The organism is bacterium (assembly GCA_035945995.1).
Classification (GTDB): Bacteria; Sysuimicrobiota; Sysuimicrobiia; order Sysuimicrobiales; family Segetimicrobiaceae; genus DASSJF01.
The window spans coordinates 1-20,244 of sequence record DASYZR010000044.1 but is presented as its reverse complement, the minus strand read 5'-3'; the positions used below and the strand labels follow the sequence as shown (position 1 = coordinate 20,244).

Annotated in this window: 19 protein-coding genes; 12 read left to right on the top strand and 7 right to left on the bottom strand. The window is 71.2% G+C overall.

Going from position 1 to position 20,244, the window contains the following annotated elements; all coding sequences use genetic code 11:
• Window positions 1-85: 85 nt before the first annotated feature.
• Both dnaG and rpoD read left to right on the top strand, forming a co-directional pair.
• Window positions 86-1,906: a DNA primase gene (dnaG, locus tag VGZ23_03730; protein ID HEV2356705.1), complete on the top strand. Its 1,821-nt coding sequence runs from the start codon at window positions 86-88 to the stop codon at window positions 1,904-1,906.
• Window positions 1,907-1,961: 55 nt separating this feature from the next.
• Window positions 1,962-3,050, top strand: a complete 1,089-nt coding sequence (rpoD, locus tag VGZ23_03725) for an RNA polymerase sigma factor RpoD (protein ID HEV2356704.1) — start codon at window positions 1,962-1,964, stop codon at window positions 3,048-3,050.
• A 39-nt stretch (window positions 3,051-3,089) separates the two neighbouring features.
• On the opposite strand, the gene VGZ23_03720 is transcribed toward rpoD, so the two are convergent.
• Window positions 3,090-3,215 carry a hypothetical protein gene (locus tag VGZ23_03720; GenBank protein HEV2356703.1) on the bottom strand — a complete coding sequence of 42 codons (126 nt, stop codon included), beginning with the start codon at window positions 3,213-3,215 and terminating at the stop codon, window positions 3,090-3,092.
• Window positions 3,216-3,278: 63 nt separating this feature from the next.
• Window positions 3,279-3,860 (bottom strand): DUF5666 domain-containing protein, encoded by a 582-nt coding sequence (locus tag VGZ23_03715; protein ID HEV2356702.1) that lies wholly within the window; start codon window positions 3,858-3,860, stop codon window positions 3,279-3,281.
• A gap of 212 nt (window positions 3,861-4,072) precedes the next feature.
• On the opposite strand from VGZ23_03715, the gene VGZ23_03710 reads away from it, so the two are divergent.
• Window positions 4,073-5,149 carry an Ldh family oxidoreductase gene (locus tag VGZ23_03710; GenBank protein ID HEV2356701.1) on the top strand — a complete coding sequence of 359 codons (1,077 nt, stop codon included), beginning with the start codon at window positions 4,073-4,075 and terminating at the stop codon, window positions 5,147-5,149.
• Between the two features lie 20 nt (window positions 5,150-5,169).
• On the opposite strand, the gene VGZ23_03705 is transcribed toward VGZ23_03710, so the two are convergent.
• Window positions 5,170-7,041 carry a S9 family peptidase gene (locus VGZ23_03705; protein ID HEV2356700.1) on the bottom strand — a complete coding sequence of 624 codons (1,872 nt, stop codon included), beginning with the start codon at window positions 7,039-7,041 and terminating at the stop codon, window positions 5,170-5,172.
• Between the two features lie 51 nt (window positions 7,042-7,092).
• Here VGZ23_03705 and VGZ23_03700 point away from each other — a divergent pair, with 51 nt between their 5' ends.
• From VGZ23_03700 to VGZ23_03690, 3 genes are all read left to right on the top strand, one after another.
• On the top strand, window positions 7,093-8,355 hold the full coding sequence (locus tag VGZ23_03700; protein HEV2356699.1) for an MFS transporter: 1,263 nt from the start codon (window positions 7,093-7,095) through the stop codon (window positions 8,353-8,355).
• A 76-nt stretch (window positions 8,356-8,431) separates the two neighbouring features.
• Window positions 8,432-9,688, top strand: a complete 1,257-nt coding sequence (ahcY, locus tag VGZ23_03695) for an adenosylhomocysteinase (GenBank protein ID HEV2356698.1) — start codon at window positions 8,432-8,434, stop codon at window positions 9,686-9,688.
• Window positions 9,689-9,769: 81 nt separating this feature from the next.
• Window positions 9,770-10,933 carry a pyridoxal phosphate-dependent aminotransferase gene (locus tag VGZ23_03690; protein ID HEV2356697.1) on the top strand — a complete coding sequence of 388 codons (1,164 nt, stop codon included), beginning with the start codon at window positions 9,770-9,772 and terminating at the stop codon, window positions 10,931-10,933.
• A gap of 3 nt (window positions 10,934-10,936) precedes the next feature.
• On the opposite strand, the gene VGZ23_03685 is transcribed toward VGZ23_03690, so the two are convergent.
• The 3 genes from VGZ23_03685 to VGZ23_03675 form a co-directional block, all read right to left on the bottom strand.
• Entirely contained in the window at window positions 10,937-11,275 is a 339-nt protein-coding gene (locus VGZ23_03685) for a gamma-glutamylcyclotransferase family protein (GenBank protein ID HEV2356696.1), read from the bottom strand.
• Window positions 11,272-11,919: a helix-turn-helix transcriptional regulator gene (locus VGZ23_03680; GenBank protein ID HEV2356695.1), complete on the bottom strand. Its 648-nt coding sequence runs from the start codon at window positions 11,917-11,919 to the stop codon at window positions 11,272-11,274. The genes VGZ23_03685 and VGZ23_03680 overlap by 4 nt, the downstream gene beginning before the upstream one ends.
• 72 nt (window positions 11,920-11,991) lie before the next feature.
• On the bottom strand, window positions 11,992-12,453 hold the full coding sequence (locus VGZ23_03675) for a helix-turn-helix domain-containing protein (GenBank protein ID HEV2356694.1): 462 nt from the start codon (window positions 12,451-12,453) through the stop codon (window positions 11,992-11,994).
• Between VGZ23_03675 and VGZ23_03670 the strand changes: the two genes are divergently transcribed.
• Entirely contained in the window at window positions 12,452-13,456 is a 1,005-nt protein-coding gene (locus tag VGZ23_03670) for a proline racemase family protein (GenBank protein HEV2356693.1), read from the top strand. The genes VGZ23_03675 and VGZ23_03670 overlap by 2 nt on opposite strands.
• Before the next feature lie 21 nt (window positions 13,457-13,477).
• Here the strand turns inward: VGZ23_03670 and VGZ23_03665 are convergent, their stop codons facing one another.
• Window positions 13,478-14,101 (bottom strand): hypothetical protein, encoded by a 624-nt coding sequence (locus VGZ23_03665; GenBank protein ID HEV2356692.1) that lies wholly within the window; start codon window positions 14,099-14,101, stop codon window positions 13,478-13,480.
• A 54-nt stretch (window positions 14,102-14,155) separates the two neighbouring features.
• On the opposite strand from VGZ23_03665, the gene VGZ23_03660 reads away from it, so the two are divergent.
• The 5 genes from VGZ23_03660 to VGZ23_03640 all read left to right on the top strand — a co-directional run.
• Entirely contained in the window at window positions 14,156-14,944 is a 789-nt protein-coding gene (locus VGZ23_03660; GenBank protein HEV2356691.1) for a transporter substrate-binding domain-containing protein, read from the top strand.
• Between the two features lie 87 nt (window positions 14,945-15,031).
• Window positions 15,032-15,691 carry a hypothetical protein gene (locus tag VGZ23_03655; protein HEV2356690.1) on the top strand — a complete coding sequence of 220 codons (660 nt, stop codon included), beginning with the start codon at window positions 15,032-15,034 and terminating at the stop codon, window positions 15,689-15,691.
• Between the two features lie 31 nt (window positions 15,692-15,722).
• A complete protein-coding gene (locus VGZ23_03650; protein HEV2356689.1) occupies window positions 15,723-16,538 on the top strand; it encodes a polysaccharide deacetylase family protein in 816 nt (271 codons plus the stop codon).
• A 138-nt stretch (window positions 16,539-16,676) separates the two neighbouring features.
• The gene (secA, locus tag VGZ23_03645; GenBank protein HEV2356688.1) at window positions 16,677-19,388 is read left to right on the top strand and encodes a preprotein translocase subunit SecA; all 2,712 of its coding nucleotides are present in this window, start codon (window positions 16,677-16,679) and stop codon (window positions 19,386-19,388) included.
• The coding region (locus VGZ23_03640) for a hypothetical protein (GenBank protein HEV2356687.1) at window positions 19,279-20,244 on the top strand (966 nt) is incomplete at its 3' end. The genes secA and VGZ23_03640, both read left to right, overlap by 110 nt.

Here is a 20,244-nt window from a genome sequence, read left to right as displayed (position 1 = left end):
GCGCGGAGAATTATAGGGGAAACTGAAAGGACGGGGCGGGCCTTATCTGTTTTCACGATAGGGCCTTTTTCGCGGGTGCGCGGGCATGGCCGGACGGTCGAGAGAGGCTACAGACGAGATCCGCCGGCGCATCGGGATTCTCGACGTCGTCTCGGCGCACGTCACCCTGAAGCGATCCGGACGCCGGTACACGGGCCTTTGCCCATTTCACTCGGAAAAGACGCCGTCGTTCACCGTTAACCCGGAGCTGGGCTTTTTCTACTGTTTCGGGTGCCACGCCGGCGGCGACGTGTTCGACTTCGTCATGCGCCTCGAGGGCGTGCCGTTCCCCGTCGCGCTGACGGAGCTTGCCGGCCGGGCCGGCGTGCCCCTCCCGCAGACGCCGGAGGATGAGCGTCTCGGCGGAGAGCGCGAGCGGCTGCTCCGGGTGGTCGCGGAGGCTGCGGCGTTCTTTCGTTCGCAGCTCGCCGGCCCGGACGGCCTCACCGCACGGCGGTATCTCGCGGACCGCGGCGTCGACGCGGCGGCGGCGGAGACGTTCCGGCTCGGATACGCCCCCGCCGGGTGGGACGGTCTCCTTCGCGCGCTGAGGGGGCGCGGGTTTGACGCGGCCGCGGCCGAGCAGGCCGGACTGGCGGTGGCCCGCTCGGGAGCAGGCGGGACAGGCCACTACGACGCGCTGCGGCACCGGCTGATTTTTCCGATCCACGACCTGCAGGGGCGGCCGGTGGCGTTCGGCGGCCGCGCGCTCGACGAGGCGACGCCGAAGTACCTGAACACGCGGGAGACGGCGCTGTTTGTGAAGGGCCGCACCCTGTATGCGCTGGATGCGGCCCGCGCCGCGATCCGGGCAGCCGGCGAGGCCGTGGTCGTCGAAGGGTACATGGACGCGCTGACCTGCCACCAATTCGGCATCACGAACGCGGTGGCATCGCTCGGCACGGCGCTCACCCAGGATCAGGCGCTCCTCCTCAAGCGGTTCGCCGCCCGGGCGGTGCTGGTCTACGACGCGGATGCCTCGGGCATGGACGCCGCGGAGCGGGGGCTCGGCATCTTCGAGCAGGTCGAACTGCCGGTGCGGGTGGCCGTGCTGCCGGGCCGGGCCGACCCGGACGAGTTGCTCCGGGCACGAGGCGCCGAGGCTTTCCGACGGACGCTGGCGGAGGCGCAGTCGGTGTTCGACTACCGGTTTGCCATGGCCGCCTCACGGCACGACGGCAGCACGGTCGAAGGAAAGGTGGGAATTGTTGACGAAGTGAGTCAGTTAATCATTATAGCACCGAATCCGGTCCGACAGTCGGAGTATGTCCGGCAGCTGGCGGAGCGCTTGGCCGTTCGCGAAGACGCCGTCAGAGGACAAATCCGCCGTCTGGCGAAGGGCCGGGAGGAATCCCGCACGCCCGCCGCGGCGGGGCAGGCGGGACGGGCGGTCCTTGGCTCTCAGGCGCCTCCGGAGGCGGAAGGGCGGGTTGGAGCGGAAACCCTCCTGCTCCATCTTCTTGTGGCGGACGCCTCGGTGAGGGTGGGAATCCGCGGCTTGCTCGACGCGCGCACATTCCGCGAACCGGCTCGTCACGCACTGGCAGAGGCGCTCCTGGACCCGGAGGCGGAGGGCATCGACCCGGGCCGGCTTCGCGAGCGGCTGCGGGACGAGGCCGCCATTTCGCTGCTGAGCCGGTTCCTGATCGAGGAGCCGCCGGTACGCGGGGATGCGCGGCGCATCGCGGAAGGGTGCGTGCGGACGCTCCGCCTGGCCGACCTTGAAGAGCGGATCGACCGGCTCGTCGAGGCACACGCCGAGGCGGTGCGCGGCCGGGACGACGGCCGCCGCGACAGGCTGGCCGTGGAACTACTCGAAGCAGGCAGGGAAAAGGAACGGATCAGGGAGTTGAAGGTCAGTGTCTAAACCGCGTCGCGCACATGTGACCGCCGAATCGGAAGCCGCGTCGACGAAGCGCCGGCTGGAGGCCGAACGGGCCCTCGCCACGCTTCCGGCCGAACTGCGCCAACTCGTCGAGCAGGGACGGCGCCGAGGGTACGTCACCTACGAAGAGATCCAGGAAGCCGTGCCGCAGGTCGAGCACACGCTCGACGAGTACGACCGCATCTACGGGATGCTCGGCGATCTCGACATCAAGGTCGTCGACGACCCCAAGGAGGCGGAAAAGAAAGAGGAAGAGGAAGAGGCGGAACCGGTCGAGCTCGAGCCGCTCGAAGGGGTCAGCATCGACGACCCCGTCCGGATGTACCTCAAGGAAATCGGCAAGGTGGCGCTGCTGTCCTCCGCCGACGAGGTCAAGCTGGCCAAGCGGATGGAGCGCGGCGACGAGGACGCCAAGCGGCGCCTGATCGAGGCGAACCTGCGCCTCGTCGTCAGCATCGCGAAGAAGTACGTCGGCCGCGGGATGCTGTTCCTGGATCTCATCCAGGAGGGCAACCTCGGCCTGATCCGCGCCGTGGAGAAATTCGACTGGCGCAAGGGCTACAAGTTCAGCACGTACGCGACGTGGTGGATCCGGCAGGCGATCACGCGGGCGCTCGCGGACCAGGCGCGCACGATCCGCATCCCGGTCCACATGGTCGAGACCATCAACAAGCTGATCCGGATCTCCCGGCAGCTCTTGCAGGAGCTCGGCCGCGAGCCGACCCCGGAAGAGATCGGTCAGGTCATGAAAATGCCGACCGAGCGCGTCCGGGAGATCATCAAGATCGCGCAGGAGCCGATCTCGCTCGAGACGCCGATCGGCGAGGAGGAGGACAGTCATCTCGGCGACTTCATCGAGGATCAAGATGCGCTGGCCCCGGCCGAGGCGGCGTCGTTCACGATGCTCAAGGAGCAGCTGGAGGGCGTGCTGGACACGCTGACGCCCCGCGAGCGGAAGGTGCTCAAGCTGCGCTTCGGCCTCGACGACGGGCGCCCGCGGACGCTCGAGGAAGTGGGCCGCGAGTTCGGCGTCACCCGGGAGCGAATCCGGCAGATCGAGGCGAAGGCGCTCCGGAAACTGCGGCATCCGAGCCGGAGCAAGCGGCTCAAAGACTTCATCGAGTGACCTGCCTGTCCCGGCAGGCAGGCGCCCGGCCCAGACCGCTCAGTACTCCCGCACGGTTACCGCCGGCCGGCCAAGATCGCGAGCATTGACGCCGTCGATCTTCGCATCGATTTTGCGGTCGAGGTCGCCCAGACGGACCTCAATCGCGCCGAGGCGCTTGTCCACCTGCTCGTAGACTCCTTCGAGGTGGGCAATCCGCACTTCGAGAACCCGTAGCTTTCCGTGAATCTACTCGATCGAAATCGACGACGCCGCCACGCGGCCGTCCGGACCGGCGGTCCCGCGCACGGTCACCTGCTGGCCGGCTTTGAGATCGGCGATCGTGGCCGGCTCGACGCGGTGGATCGGCGTATTGGGCGGGACGATGATCCTCGCCGTCTTGCCCTGGTAGGTCATGGTGATGGTGCGGCCGGACGCGGAGGTCACCACGCTCGTCACGTCGGCGTTCGTCATGACGTCACCGGACGCCATCGGAAACTGGCCGCTGCGTGCCACGGCGCGGAACGCGTCCAGGATGTTGATCGACACCGCGGTCAGCCTGCCGTCGGCCGTCCTGTTCGCCGCCACGCCGAGGAAGCTGCCGGTCTTGACGTCGGCCAACGTCGCCGGAACCCGCCGCGTGACACGCGTCTCGTCGGTGATCGCGACGGCGGTCGTGCCCGTCGTGGTCGTCACGTCGGCCGCAGTGGCGGTGATCGAGGCGAGCGTCCCCTGCACGGTCGTCGTCGGGGCGCCGGCCGCGAGCGCGGCGCCGGCGGCCAGCGCGACCGCGAGAACGGCCGCGCTGGGGCCGAGCCGATGTAATGTCATGTCCGTTCCTCCTGTGTGCGCGCGTCGCCGGAGTGTGATCTCACTTTTGGGAACACGCGCCCTGCTTCCTTCCCGCGGATCACAAATGTTACGAGCGTTTTACGCGCCGCAGGACCTCGCACCACCGCGAGCCGAAGATGGCGAGGTCCCGTCTGCGGTCACACGCCGCTTCGTGCGCGGGCGCTCGACGACACGGAAGGAGTGATCACCCCTTGGCCGGCCGCCGCTTCCAATCAGACGCCCTCACCGCCCTTGGGGCGAGGATCTTCGCCGCGCTGGGTGCGCCGGACGATATCGCGCAGCTCGTCGCGGCGTCGCTGATCGATGCCAATCTGACCGGCCACGACTCGCACGGTGCCTTACGGATTCCGCAGTACGCGCAGCGGATTCGCGACGGCTTGGTCCGGCCCGCGGCCAGGCCGCGCGTCATCGGCGGCCGGCGGGCGACCGGTACTGTCAGCGGGGAGTGGGGGTTTGGGCAGCTCGCCGGCCGGCTGGCCACGGACGAAGCGGTGCGCCGGGCGCGGGAGTTCGGCGTGGGGGCCGTCGGCGCGGTCCGGTGCAATCACCTCGGCCGGATGGGCGAGTACATGGAACGTGCCTCCGAACAGGGATATGTCGCGCTGGTATGGGTCGGCGGTTTGGGCCAGCGCGCCGCCGTGCCCCACGGCGGCATCCGCCCGACGCTGGGCACGAACCCGATCGCCGTCGGGTTCCCCGTCGAGGGCGATCATCCGGTCGTGGTCGATTTTGCGACGACCGCCGTGGCCGCAGGCAAGCTCATGGTGGCCCGGGCGGCCCACAAGCCGCTGCCGCCGGGGTCCATCGTGGATCGCGACGGACGGCCGTCGATCGATGTCGAGGACTACTACGCCGGCGGCGCGCTGCTGCCGGCCGCGGCCCACAAAGGGTTCGGCCTCTCGGTCGCCGCGGAGTTGCTCGGTCAGGCGCTCACGGGGGCGGACGCGACGCGGGACGCGCCCGGGGGCGAGCCGGTGCACAACAACTCCGGTGCTCTGTTTCTCGCGATCGATCCCGCGGCGATGCGGCCGGCGGAGGACGCGAAGACGCAGGCGCGCCGGATCGTGGACCGCATCCGCGCAGTCCCGCCGGCGCCCGGGATCGACCGGGTGCGCACGCCGGGCCAGCCGGAGGCGGAAGCTCGGCGCGAGCGGTCGGCGGCCGGGATCGAGGTGCCCGAGGACACGTGGCGCGCGATCGCCGAGTGTGCACGCGCCGCGGGCATTGCGGACGAGGATCTACCGTCCCCGATCGCCACGCCAGCGTAGCGACCCGAGGCGCCGCGCCGTCATGCCGTCTCCTTACCCGGCTGGAGGTGCCGGCGGAGGAACTCCGCCGTCCGGCGGTGGGCGTCGAGTTCGTTCTCCCGGCGCCGGAAGCCGTGGCCCTCGTCGGCATAGATCCGAAGATCGGCGTCGCCGCCGGCCGCCCGTACCGCGCGCACGATCTGCTCCGCTTCCTCCGCCGGGCAGCGCACGTCGTTCGCGCCCGCCAGCACCAGGAGCGGTACCTGGATGCGGTCGGCAAAGAAGATCGGCGAGCGGTCCCGCCACAGGTCCGCCTGCTCGACCGGATCGCCCATCCTCGCCCGATCGGAATCCCGCAGCGTCTGATCCTCGTGCTCGTATTCGGTGAACCAGTTCGCAAACGGCACGATCGCGACGCCGGCGGCCCAGCGCTCGGGATACTTGGCGAGCGCCATCAAGGTGAGGTAGCCGCCGTAGGAGCCGCCCATGACGGCGATGCGCCGCGGGTCCACGTAGCCGGAGGCCGCCAGCACGTCCGCGGCGGCGGTAACGTCGCGCAGGTCCCCGCCGCCCATATCCAGCATGTTGGCTTCTTCGAAGGCGCGGCCGAAGCCGGTGGATCCACGGTAGTTCGGCGCGATGACCGCGAAGCCGTGCGACACGAGGTACTGCACGAGCGGCGTCCAGCCGTTCATGTGTTGAGCGGCCGGCCCGCCGTGCGGGTACACGATTCCCGGCGCCGATCGATCGGGCCGCGCACCGGGCGGCAGGTTCACAAACGCCGCAATCGGCGTCCCGTCGAACGACGGGTACGTCACGAGACTCGGGCGGACGAAGTCCTCGTCGTCGAGGCCGCCCACCAGTGACCGGCTGAGCCGCACGAGCGTCCCGTCGGCGCAGCCGTAGACCCACAGTTCGAACGGGGAGGCGGCCGTGCTGTGGAGCAGGGCGATCGAGCGCCCGTCGGGTGAGAAAATCGCCTCCGCCACGACGCCGGCCGGCAGAGGGATCGTCCGGGCCTCGCCGTCCGGCGCTCGGAGGACGGCTATGTGGGTCCCCCCCTCGTTCCGCGCGCAGACATACCGATCGTCCACCGGTGAGGTGTCGAGCAGCTCGACGTCCCAGTCGCCCTGATCGAGCCACGTGAGGACCGCGGTGTCGACGTCGAGGCGGGCCACGCCGTAGGTGCCCGGCGGCGTAGCGTTGGACGACACGAGGAGCGCGTGGCCGTCGTGGGTCCACCCGAGCGCCTGGTGATCGGCCGCGGGGTCGATGGCGAGCAGCGTCCGCTCTTCGCCGGCGGCGAGGTCGAGGACGCCCACGCCGCCGTGGGCGTAATCCCAGGTGCGGGTGAGGGCGAGCCGGCGTCCGTCCGGACTCCACCGCACGGTCGTACACTGGCCGCGCTCGTGGCCGGCGAGGCGTTCGACGGTCGCGGCGGCGATATCGAGCCGAAATACGTCGTATTGGCCCGGGCCCGCCCGCTCGGCGGCGAAGGTCAGCGACCGTCCATCGGGCGACCACCGCACGCTGCGGTAGCCGACGCCCGCCGTCGTAGTCAAGGCCCGCGGCCGGCCCCGCGGGAGCGGCTGGAGGATCAGGTTCGGCTTCTCGTTGCCGGCCCGATCTTGCGAGAAGAGGAGCCACCGGCCGTCCGGGGACGGACGGCCGAGCGCCGTGCGCTCGTCGGACACGGTCAACTGGACCGGCCACCCGCCGTCCCGCGGCACCTGCCAGATGTTGAATCGTCCGGTGACGTTGGTTTCGAAGAAGAGATGCCGGCCGTCGGCGGACCACTCGACCGCGCTGATCCGGCGTGCGAAAAACAACGTCTCAAGATCGAGGGGCCCGGACCGGGGCGGCGGGACCGTCGGCGGTCCGCCGGGCAGCCGGACGGCGGGAGTCGGGATCACAGGGCCGACTTCTTGCCCGGCGGCGCAATTTTCCTGGTACCGTAGGGAGGCATGCCGCCGATCCAGGCACCACCGTCTGCACCAGGAGTGGCGACCGGCCGCTGGGCCGCGCTCGGCCTGATCGCGGCGGCGCAGATCGGCGCGATGAGCACGTGGTTCAGCGCGGCGGCCGTCGCGCCGTCGCTCGCGAGGGACTGGGCCCTCTCGCCGTCGCAACTCGCGCTGCTCACCGTCGGCGTTCAGGTCGGATTCGTGGCCGGCGCGCTCGGACTGGCGGTGAGCGGGCTCGGCGATGTGCTGTCGGCGCGGACCGTCTTCGTCGCGGCCGCAACCGGCGCGGCGGTCGTGAACGGACTGCTGCCCGCAGCCGCGGGCCGGCTCGTCCCGGCCGTGTGTCTGCGCGTGGCCCTGGGGGCGCTCCTCGCCGGCGTGTACCCGACGGGGATGAAGCTCATGACGGGTTGGTTTCGCGAGGGCCGCGGCCTCGCAATCGGGACCCTCGTTGGGGCCTTGACGCTGGGATCGGCGCTGCCGCACCTGATCGCCGCCGGAGGAACGGCGGTCCTGCACTGGCAGGCGGTCATCGCGGCGACGAGCGGGGGCGCGGTCCTCTCCGCCGTCATCGTCGCGTTCTTCGTGCGGCTGGGACCGTTCGACGCGCCCGCCGCCGCGCTCGATCTGCAGTGGGCGTTTCGGGCGCTGCGCGATCCGGCGCTGCGGCTGGCCAACCTGGGCTACTTCGGCCACATGTGGGAGTTGTACGCGATGTGGACGTGGATCCCGGTGTTCCTGCTGGCCAGCTTTCAGGCCTCGGGATATGCGGGTGCGCCGGGGGACGTCCGCCGCGCGGCGAGCCTCGCGGCGTTCGCCGTGATCGGCTTCGGCGCCGGCGGCTGCATCGCCGGCGGGTTGGTGGCGGACCGCGTCGGCCGTACCGTCACGACCGCCGGCGCGATGGCGCTGAGCGGCGCCGCCGGGCTCGCCGCCGGGTTGCTGTTCGGTCGGGCGCCGGCCGTGGTCGTGGCTGTGGCGGTGGCGTGGGGGATCACGGTGATCGCCGATTCGGCCCAGTTCTCCGCCGCGATCAGCGAACTCGCCGATCCCCGCCGGGTCGGCAGCGCGCTGGCGCTGCAGACGTCGCTCGGATTCCTCTTGACCGCGGTCAGCATCCAGGTGCTCCCGTTCGTGCTCCGCGCCGGCGGATGGCGGCTCGCCTTCGCCGTGCTGAGCGTCGGGCCCGCCCTCGGCAGCCTCGCAATGATGCGGTTGCGCGCGCGGCCGGAAGCCGCGCGGCTCGCGGGCGGACGGCGCTGACGCCGGGGCGACCGGGGTATCGAGGTCCCGTTGTCGAAGTCGTGGCAGGCGCCGTTCCAGGCGCCGGAGGTGACCGGTGAACGTCGATATCAATGATCCCGGCCTGGCCCGCGCGGGCTGGGACCGCATCGCGTGGGCCGACGGGGAGATGCCGGTCCTCCGCGCCATCCGGGACCGGTTTGCGCGCGAGCGTCCGCTGGCCGGCGTGCGGATCGCGGCCTGCCTGCACGTCACCACCGAGACGGCGAACCTGATGCGCACGCTGCACGACGGCGGGGCGCAGGTGGCGCTGTGCGCCAGCAACCCGCTTTCGACCCAGGACGACGTCGCCGCGGCGCTCGTGGCCGAGTGGCATCTCCCCGTGTTCGCGCGGCGCGGAGAGGACCGCGATACCTACTACCGGCACATCAACCAGGCGCTGGATACGCGGCCGCACCTGACCATGGACGACGGGGCGGATCTCGTGTCTACGATCCACAACGCGCGCTCCGAGCTGCTCGGTGACGTTCGAGGCGGCAGTGAAGAGACGACGACCGGTGTCATCCGGCTGCGCAGCATGGCGACGGCCGGCGTCCTCAAGTACCCGATCGTCGCGGTGAACGACGCGCTGACGAAGCATCTCTTCGACAACCGGTACGGCACCGGTCAGTCGACCCTCGACGGGCTGCTGCGGGCGACGAACCTGCTCCTCGCCGGCCGGACGATCGCGGTCGCCGGGTACGGCAACTGCGGCCGCGGCCTCGCGCTCCGGGCGCGGGGCATGGGCGCGCAGGTCGTGGTGACCGAAGTCGACCCGGTGCGCGCCCTCGAGGCGCACATGGACGGACACCGGGTGCTGCCGATGCTCCAGGCGGTGCAGATCGCCGACGTTGTCATCACGGTGACCGGCAATACCTCGATCGTCCGCCGCGAGCACTTCGAGGCGATGAAGGACCGCGCCATCGTCGCGAACTCGGGGCATTTCGACGTCGAGCTCGACCTCGCCGCGCTCGCGGATCTCGCGGACTCCCGGCGGCCGGTCCGCCCGAACGTGGAAGAATTCCGGCTCGCGGACGGCCGCCGGATCTACGTGCTGGCCGAGGGCCGCCTCCTCAACCTGGCCGCGGCGGAAGGCCATCCTGCGGCCGTGATGGACATGAGTTTCGCCAACCAGGCGCTGGTGACGGAATATTTGGCCCGGCGGGGGGGGACGCTCGCCCCGGCCGTCTACGGCGTGCCGGACGAGATCGACCGGCAGGTCGCGACGCTCAAACTCGCCGCCTCGGGGGTGGCGATCGACACGCTGACGGCCGAACAGGCGCGGTATCTGGCCGGCTGGCAGGAGGGCACGTAGATGGGTCCCGACGGCGCCGCACCGGAGCGCGCGTCCCAGGCACCGCAGGAGACGGGGTCCGCGGCGCGATTCGCCGACCGCATGGCGCGGCTCGGCACCGAGACGGCGTTCGAAGTGCTCGCGCGGGCCCGCGCGCTCGAGGCCGCGGGACGGTCGGTCATTCATCTCGAGATCGGCGAGCCGGATTTCGATACGCCGGAGCACATCAAGGAGGCGGCGATCCGGGCGCTGCGCGACGGGTACACGCACTACACGCCCGCCGCGGGCCTCCTCGAAGCCCGCGAAGCCATCGCGGACGACGCCGCGCGCTCCCGGGGCATTCCCGTCCATCCGGATCAGGTCGTCATCACGCCGGGCGCCAAGCCGATCATGTTTTTCGCGATGCTGGCCCTGCTGAACCCCGGGGACGAGGTGATCTATCCGGATCCGGGATTTCCGATCTACGAGTCGGTCGCGCGGTTCCTGGAGGCGCGGCCGGTGCCGTGGGTGCTCCGCGAGGACCGCGAATTCCGCGCGGATCCCGAGGACCTGCGCGCGCTCGTGACGCCGCGGACGCGCCTCATTATCCTCAACTCGCCGCACAACCCGACGGCCGGGGTGCTCTCCAGCGCCGATTTCGAGGCGGTCGCCGCGATCGTCCGCGGCCGCCCGATCACCGTGCTCTCGGACGAGATCTACCGCCGCATTCTCTATGGAGAGCGGTTCGCGAGCTTCGCGTCGCTGCCGGGGATGGCCGAGCAGACCATCATCCTCGACGGGTTCAGCAAGACGTACGCGATGACCGGTTGGCGCATCGGCTACGGCATCGCGACTCCCGCCGTGGCGGCGCGCCTGGCGCAGTTGATGGTCAACTCCAACTCCTGCACGGCCGCGTTCACGCAGATGGCCGCGATCGCGGCCCTGCGCGGGCCCCAGGACTGTGTCGATCGGATGGTGGCGGAATTCCGGCGGCGCCGGGACGTGATCGTGGCGGGGCTGCGGGCGCTGCCGGGCGTGCGGTGTCTCGTGCCCGCGGGCGCGTTCTACGCGTTCCCGAACGTGCGGGCGATCGATCCCGACGCCGGGGCGCTGGCGGCGGCGCTGCTGAACGAGGCCGGCGTCGCCGTGCTGGCCGGGACGGCCTTCGGCGCGCACGGCCAGGGGTATCTGCGGCTGAGTTACGCCGCGTCGGTCGAGGCGATTACCGAAGCGCTGACGCGGATCCGGGTCGCGCTGGAGCGGTACCGGTCGGGCGCCCGGGTCTGATCCTTACGGCGCCGCCGGCGTCGCCCGTGGTGCGGGGACGTACGTGTAGGCGTCCACCGTCCGTCCGTCGCTGGTCTGCACCCGTACGATGACCCGCCGGTACTCGCGGCCTTCGTAGGCGTCGAGCGCGGCGAGCGCCTCCTGATCGACGGGGTCGAGCAGCCGGCCGTCCACGCTGGCACCGGCCAGCGGGTGCACGACCGGGTACCCGATCGAGGCGTCCAGCGTCCGGCAATACCCTTCCAGCACCGCGGGCTTCCACGGCAGAGGCCGTCCGAGCAGACGCTGCACCAGCGCGTCGTCCTGCAGCGTGCCATACACGAAGATGCCGGAGGGGGTCATGCGCGCGCGCGCCGGTACAGCCAGTCGCGAAGCGCGCCGAGCGCCGCGTCCCACCCGAGGCGGAACGCCTCCTGCGCGGCCTCGCGGGTCTCATCGGGAGCGCGGGACGGTAGTCCGCCGTCGCCCCGCCGCCCCGCCGCCGCGAGCCGGGCCTGCGCCGTGGCGGCGGCCTCTTCGAATCGCAGGTGGTCGAGCGCCACGCGCAGTTCTTCCGGTGCGATGCCGCGGCCGACTTCGACCGGCAGGTGCTCGAGCCGGTGCAGCAGCTCGAGGTGCCGCTGGCCGGTCTTGGCCTCCGCCGCTTCGAACGTCTCGCGGAGGCGATCGAGCGGATCCTTGACCGGCCGGTCGCGGTAGCCCTCGATGAAGAAGGCCGGCGGCTGGTTCACCGCCTGGCAGAGACGAAGAAACGTCTCGAACTTCGGGAGCGCTTTGCCGCGCTCCCAGTCGCCGACCGCGACCCCGCTGCGCAGGCCGAGGGCGTGCGCGAGCTGCGTCTGGCTCAGCCCCGCATCGCGCCGCGCGTCGTGGACGCGCCGGCCGAACGTCCGGCGGAGCTCGGCGGCGGCTCGTTTTTCCATGGCCCCATTATAACCAAAGAACCCAACCGCGGTCGCGTCGTCACCCCCGGCACGCTCGCTCAAGGGCGTCGCATCCTTCGCTCGCGCCGCAGGCCCAGAGGCGCGCCCATCGAGCTCGCGGCTTGCGGTCGCGGGTCAGAACAGCCGCTGCTGCAGCCGCGGACGCTCTGCGCGGCGCACCGCGTCGCGCGCCGCCTCGAACGTCATGCCCTGATCCGTCATGAGCCGGTGCACCAGTTTGCCGTCGTGTCCCGGCAGGAAGCGGGCGCCGGCGGCCGCGACGCGGTCACCGCACCCGCACAGGCAGAGTCCGCCGCGGCCGTTCAGCGCACCGCGCGCGGAGGGCGCACGACGGCGCCGGATCCACCGGCGCAGATCGTCCTCGGCCACGCGCCAGACCCGGCCGACGCGCAGCGCGGGCAGCTCCCCGCGCCGCAAGAGGCGCAGCACCACCGCGGGCGACACGCGCAACTCCGCGGCGACCTCCTGCGGGGTGAGAAATCGGGCCGGCATCGTGCGGTGTTTGTTGGCCTCCGGGACCCGGTCTCCTCCTCGCCGCGCGAGGAGGTCGTGTGCGTGACGCGAATGAGCGGGCATGTCGTACCGCCGCATCATCCAGACGGTGGACTGCCACGTCGGCGGGGAGCCACTGCGCATCGTCACCGGCGGGCTGCCGCCGCTGCCCGGCGAGACGATCCTCGCGCGGCGGCGCTATCTGCGCGACCATCTCGACCACGTCCGGCGATTTCTCATGTGGGAGCCGCGAGGCCACGCGGACATGTACGGCTGCGTGATGACGCCGCCGGTCTCCGCGGACGCGTTCTGCGGCGTGCTGTTCATGCACAACGAAGGCTACAGCACGATGTGCGGTCATGGGATCATCGGGCTGGTCACGGCGCTGGCGGCGACCGGGCTGCTCCCCCCGGCCGGCCCGGAGGTCTCGATCGCGCTCGATACGCCCGCCGGCCTCGTGCGGGCACGCGCGGCGATCGAGGAGGGCCGCGTCCGGGCGGTGACGGTGCGCAACGTGCCGAGCTTCGTGCTGGACCGGCGGACCGTGGCGGTCGACGGGCTCGGACGCGTCGCCGTGACCGTGGCGTACGGCGGGGCGTTCTACGCGCTGGTCGACGGGCCCGCCGCCGGCCTCGGTGACGAGCCGGGGGCCCTCGGCCGCCTGGTGGACGCCGCCGCGGCGATCAAGGCCGCGGTGCTGCGCGGCGCGGCCATCGTCCACCCGCTGGAGCCCGAGATCCAGGGACTCTACGGCGTCGTGACGGGATGGCCGCCCCGGCGCGCGGATGTCGATCAGACCAGTCTGACGGTGTTTGCCGACCGCGAGGTCGACCGCTCGCCGTGCGGCACCTGCACGTCCGCCGTCATGGCGGCGCGGTGGGCCGACGGGCGCCTGTCCGTCGGCGCGCCGTTCGTGAACGAAAGCCTGGTCGGCACCCGGTTCTCGGGGCGGCTCGTGGAGGACGCGCGCGTCGGCCCGCATCGTGCCGTGATCCCGGAAGTCACGGGGTCGGCCTCGATTACGGGCTTTCACACCTTCGTGCTCGAGCCCGACGATCCGCTGCCGGACGGCTTTTTGCTGCGGTAGGGCGCGGGCCGCGTGTCCGGCCTAGGGCGCGCCGGTCTCGCGCTGGTACGCGGACACGAGACGTGGGTTGGCGTTCGCGTGGGCGATGGCCTCGGCTCGAGCCGCGGGCGCCAGCGCGGCGGCTCCCTGTGTCACGGCGGTGAGGTAGTCGGCGTGGCTCGCGAAGCTCGTATCGGCCAATCCCCTGCTGGTGATCGCCGTCGTTCCGAAGTCTTTCGCGAGACCCACGATGTGAAACTGGAGGCGCGCGCCGAGATACGTGCCGAGGAACAGCAGCGTAATCTGCCGGCCGTCCGTGGTCATGAGAATGAGGCCGTGCTCGACGGCGCCGGCCGCGGTCTGGAGCGAGAATTCGCCTCCGCCCGCCCCCGCGCTCGCGCCGGGCCGGTAGGTGAACGCGCTCTTTTCGACCGGAAGGCCCCCGAGGGTGCCGCGGAGCAGCCCGGTATAGATCGCGCGGCGCTCGTAGCTTGCCGACAGCTCGAATCCCGTCAACACCGGCGGGATCTCGAACGCGTAGTATAGAGGATAGACAGGTGCCGCGCCCGCCCCGCCCGCCGCGATCAGGCAGAGCACCGCGGCCGCCAGGACCCGGCCGGTCCAACGCCGCGTCCGATCCTTGATCGGGGCCCGGAACGTGTGCATGAATATTCGAAATTCGCGTTGCCGCGTCCGCTCCCCTGTTGCATAATCAGCGGTGTGACCCTTGCCTGGGCGCGCGCCGCCGTCGCCGGACTCGCGCTGCTCGCCGTCGCGGCCTGCAGCCCGCGCACCGCCGAGCAGGCGCCGCCGCTGCCCTCGGTGCCGCATCCCGCCGCGGCGGGCCCCGCCGTCGCGGCCGTGCGGCGTGCGGGACGGCTTCGCGTGGCCGCCGATCTCTCCGTGCCGCCGATGGCGTTCCGGGACAGTTCGGGCCCGCGCGGCTTCGACGTCGATCTCGTCGGGCTGGTCGCCCAGGCACTCGGAGTGCGCGCGGAGATCACCGATACGCCGATCGGCGTACTGCGGGACAAGTTTCCGGCGGACGCGGACCTCGCCGTCGGCGGGTTGCCCACGGGCACGGTGCCGGGAGCGGCCTCGGCGCCGTACGCGGTCGCCTCGCCGACTATCGTCTGGGGTTCGCGCACCCGCGGTCACGATCTCGCGGCCCTGCGGGGCCGCCCGACCGCGGCGCCCGCCGGAAGCGCCGGTGAGCGCATCGCGCGGGACGCCGGCGTCACGTTGGTGTCCACGTATCTTCCCGAGCAGAGTCTCGCCGCCGTCGCGTCCGGCCGTGTCGACGCGGCGATCACCGATGGACCCGAGGGACTCGGGTTCGTGGCGGGCCGAACCGGACTGCGCGCCACCTCGACCGGCGTCCCGGCGACGCCGCTGGTCCTGGTCGTGCGCCCCGGCGCCGAGGATCTCGCGGACTACGTCTCGGCGGTGATTCAGGCGCTGCGGGCGGGCGGCGGGCTCGACCAACTCCGGCGGCGGTGGTCTCTGTAGAACGTCCGAAGGAGCGGCGGGGCCGCAGGGCGTAGAGAAGGGCAGATCGCAGCGACGGGCGGTGTACGTCCGGAGAGGCGGGTCCGCGTGGCGGGACAGGTGCGGGGGGAGACGCTCGCTCAGCGCGCCGAGGGCGTGATCCGTAAGGTGCGCGGCGTATCCGCCGTCCGGGTCGACTTGGCGCAGGGCGGCGTCATCGACCGCGTGCACGTCCTCGGCACGGCGGAACGAAGCCCGCGGGTCCTCGCCGGCGACGTGGTGGCGGCCCTGGCCGCGGAGCTGTCCGTGGAGATCGACCCGAGCCAGGTCCGGGTGGCGATGCGCCGTCCGGACGGGCAGAACGGCGGGCCGGCGCCGCAGCGGTCGCGGCTCAAGTTCGTCGGGATGACCGTGGCGACGCTGCGCTCGAGCGCCGAAGTGAAGGTACAGCTCGAGTATGAGGGGAGCGTCGTCGAAGGCGTGGCCGCCGGCCCGAACGCGGGCGGGCACCGCCTGCAGCTGATCGGGGCCGCGACCCTGCGGGCGGTGGAGGCCCACCTGGGCGCGCAGGGACTGTTCCTGCTGGAAACCGCGACCGTCGCGCCGCTGGGCGCGCGGCAGATCGCAATGGCGCTCGTCGCGTGGCTGGGTCCGGAGGAGGACGTCCTCACCGGGTCGTCGCTCGTCCGCGACGATCCACGGGATGCCGTCGTCCGCGCCGTCCTCGACGCCGTCAACCGGCCCGTCGCCTGGCTGAGCGCGCGCTGAGGTTCCGGCGGGGTAGAATTCCCTTCAGCTGATGTGGCGCCGTCAAACCGCCGCCAACCGCGCGCATCTCGTGCTGCTCGCCGCCGCTCTCGCGATGGCGACGGTGGGGGCTGCGCCGGCCATCTGGGACGCCCCGGCGGCGTGGGCCGGTGCGGCCGCCGGGGGACGATGGCGCGTCCCGGTCCTGATGTACCACATGGTCGACACCGACGCGCCGTCGCATGATCTGCTGACGCTGCACCTGACCGTGATGGCTCCCGCGTTCGAAGATCAGATCAAGCTGCTGCGCCACGCCGGATATCGACCGCTCAGCCTCGACGACGTGTGGGCGGCGGCGGGTGGACGCACCCCGCCCGCCCGCGGCGTGGTGCTCACGTTCGACGACGGGTACGAGGACAACTACCGCGTCGCGTTCCCGATCTTGAAGAAGTACGGCTGGACCGGGACGTTCTTCGTCGTCACCTCGACCATCGGCACGCGCGGTCACATGACCCCGGCACAGCTCGCGGAGATGGCGCGGGCCGGCATGGCGATCGAATCCCACGGGCAGCACCACATCGACTTCTCGCAGTTGTCGCTCGGCGCCGCGCGCACGGAACTGAGCCGGAGCAAGCAGATCATCGCCGGCTGGAGCGGCCGGCCGGTGGCGTTTTTCGCCTACCCGGCCGGGCGGTTCACGCCCGCGCTCGAGGGGCTTCTCGGAGATCTCGGGTATCACGGGGCCGTGACCGAGATTCCCGGGTTTGTGACGCCCGCAAGCCGCCCGTTTGCCCTCGAACGCGTGCGGGTCGACCACGACGACAGCCTGGCCTCGTTCGCCCGCAAGCTCGACATCCCGCTGCCGTAAGATGAGCAGCGGCGGGCGGGACTCACTCGCCTGCCGCCGTCGTTTGGCACGACGGCCGAGTTGCGCTCCGGCTTATAATAGTAGGCAGGCCCGTGCGTCCGCGCCTCAGCCGGCCCGGCCGGGCCAGAGGAGCCAGGCATGCTGAAGCTGTTTCAAAACCTGCTGGGTGATCAGAGCGAGCGGATCGTCAGGCGCCTCCGCGAAACGCTGGTTCCCCAGGTCAACGCGCTCGAGGACGATTTCGCCGGTCTCGATGCTGCGCGCCTCCGCGAGAAAATGGACGAGCTGCGCGAGCGGGCCAGGGGCGGAGAATCCCTCGAGGACCTGATGCCCGAGACGTTTGCCCTCGTGCGCGAGGCGGCCAAGCGGACGCTCGGCCAGCGGCACCACGACGTGCAGCTGATCGGCGGCGCCGTGTTGTTCAGCGGCAAGATCGCGGAGATGAAGACCGGCGAGGGCAAGACGCTCGTCGCCACGCTACCGCTGGTCCTGAACGCGCTGGAAGGCCGCGGCGGCCATCTCGTCACGCCGAACGACTACCTGTCGCGCATCGGCGCCGGCTGGATGGGCCCCATCTACCATCTGCTCGGACTGCAGGTCGGCGTGATCACCCATGAGTTCGGCGGGCTGTATGACCCGACGTTCACGGATCCGGCCCACGCCGACGAGCGGCTCCGGCACTTCCGTCCGGTGCCGCGCCGCGACGCGTATCGCGCGGACGTCACCTACGGGACCAACAACGAGTTCGGGTTCGACTACCTGCGCGACAACATGGTGCTGCGCCCCGACGACCTGGTCCAGCGGGAGCTCCACTACGCGATCGTCGACGAGGTGGACTTCATCCTGATCGACGAAGCCCGCACGCCCCTCATCATTTCCGGGCAGGTCGAGCAGTCCGTCGAGGCCTATTACCACTTCGCCAAACTGATCCCGCGGCTCGTCCCGGACCGCGACTACCACGTCGACGAGAAGCTCAAGGCCGCCACGCTGACGGAAGAGGGAACCGGGGCGGTGGAGCGGATGCTCGGGATCGACAACCTGACCGACCCGCAGCACATCGAGCTGATGCACCATGCGCAGCAGGCGTTGCGCGCCCATACGCTCTATCACAAGGACGTCGAGTACGTCGTCAAGGACGGCCAGGTGATCATCGTCGACGAGTTCACTGGCCGGCTGATGTTCGGCCGCCGGTACAGCGACGGGCTGCACCAGGCGATCGAGGCGAAGGAAGGCGTCAAGATCGAGAAGGAGAGTCAGACCCTCGCGACGATCACCTTTCAGAACTACTTTCGGATGTACGACCGGCTGGCCGGGATGACCGGCACGGCCAAGACGGAAGAGGCCGAGCTGACCCAGATCTACAACCTGCCCGTCGTCGCCATCCCCACGCACCGGCCGATGATCCGCGAGGACCAGCCCGACCTGGTGTACAAGCACGAGAAGGCGAAGTTCGCCGCGGTCGCCGACGAAATCGCCGAGTGGCATACGAAGGGCCGCCCGGTGCTCGTCGGGACACGCTCCATCGAGAAGAGCGAATCCCTGTCGGCCCTCCTGCGCCGGCGCGGCATCCCCCACCAGGTGTTGAACGCAAAGTATCACGAGAAGGAAGCCGAGATCATTTCCCAGGCGGGGCGGGCGGGCGCGGTGACGATCGCGACGAACATGGCGGGCCGCGGCGTCGACATCATCCTCGGCGGCAACCCGCCCGACGAGACCGACGGGGAGAAGGTGCGCGCGCACGGCGGGTTGCACATCGTGGGCACGGAGCGGCACGAGGCCCGGCGCATCGACAACCAGCTGCGCGGCCGGGCCGGGCGGCAGGGCGATGCCGGCTCGTCCCGCTTCTACGTCGCCCTCGACGACGAGCTGATGCGGCTCTTCGCCGGCGAGCGGATCGCCGGCATCATGGAACGCCTCGGTATCGAGGACGACGTGCCGATCGAGCACGGGCTCGTGACGAGGCAGATCGAGAACGCGCAGAAGAAGGTCGAGTCGTACCACTTCGACGTCCGCAAGCACGTGCTCGAATACGACGACGTGATGAACGTGCAGCGGAGGGTCATCTACGCCGAGCGCCGTAAAGTGCTGCTCGACGAGACGCTCCGCGACAACATCCTCGACTTCATCGAGCGGCTCGTGGGCGGCCTCGCCGACGCGGTCTGTTCCACGGAGATCCGGCCGGACGAGTGGGATCTCCCCGGCCTGCTCGATGACCTGCGGACGGCGATTCCCCTGCCGGCCGGGGTGACGCCGGAGTCGCTGCGGGGATTGTCGGCCGGCGAAGTCCGCGACCGGCTCGCGCGCGAGGCCCTGGCCGCCTACGAGGCCAAGGAGCAGTCGATCGGGGCGGAGACGATGCGGGAGTTGGAGCGGCTCATCCTGCTCCAGACGATGGACCGCAAGTGGATCGACCACCTCTATGCGATGGACGCCCTGCGGGAAGGCATCGGCCTGCGCGCATACGCACAGGTGAGCCCGCTCATCGAGTATCAGAAAGAGGGCTTCGCGCTGTTCGAGCAGATGAAGGACGAGATACAGGAGGAGACGATCAAGTTCCTCTACCTCGTCGAGGTGCGGCCCGCCGCGGTGCCCGTGCTCGCGACCGCCGGGCGGCGGGGCTACCGCGTGACCGCCGAATCGGGCGGATCGGCCACCGCGACCGCGGATCCCGCGACGGGGGCGGGCCGGCGCGGCCGGCCGGGCACGTCGCGCCCCGGGCAGGTGGCGGGTGACGGGCAGCGTGCCGGAGCGGTCGCCGCGCCGATCCGGGTGCCAAAGGTCGGCCGCAACGACCCCTGTCCCTGCGGCAGCGGGAAGAAGTACAAGAAGTGTCACGGGCTCGGTGAATGAGTCCGGCGACACGCCCGGAGCGCCGCCTACCCGCCGTTTCGCGAGCCCGCTAGCGGTCCGTAGGATTTCGGAAAGGGTCACGGCCCTCGCCGCGCGAGTCGGGAGCGCATGCGCCGCCGCCGTCGCGATCTCCGCGGCGGCGTTTGTGCTCGCCTTTCCCCCATACGATCTCGGGATCCTCGCCTGGGGCGCCCTCGTACCCCTCGTCGGCGCCGTCTGGGACCGCCCGCCGCGGCGGGCGTTCTGGATCGGCTACGCCTGGGGGCTGCTCGCCTTCGGCGGGGTGCTGTGGTGGCTCACGTGGTTCGGTGCCGTCGTCTGGTTGCTGGCCGCCGCGCTCCTGGCCCTGGCGCCGGCGATTGCCTTGAGCGCCGCGGCGTGGGCCGGCGGCGGCCATCGCGTTCGGACGGCGCTGTGGATTCCGGTGACCTGGACCGCCGTCGAGTTTCTGCGCGGGCGGGGGTCGCTCGGCATTCCATGGGCGCTGCTCGGGGAGACGCAGCACGCGGCCCTCGTCATTAGCCAGATCGCGTCGCTCGGCGGCGTCTACGGCCTGACGCTGCTGGTGGCGCTCGTCAACGCGGTCGGGTGGCTCGTGCTCGCACGGTCGGCGGGCGTCCTGCCCGTCGCCGTGACGGCGGCGGCGGTCGCCGCCGCCGGAGCCTACGGCAGCGCGGCCCTCGCCGTCCCGATTCCGGCGACCGCCGCCGTCGGCCTCGTCCAGCCAGCCTACCCGGTCCGGACGACGTGGAATCCCGCCCAGGCCGCGCGCGATCTGGCGGCGCTCGAGGCGCTAACGCATACGGCGGCCGCCCTGGCCCGCGGCCGGCCTGCCCCCGCCCGGGAGGCCGCGGCC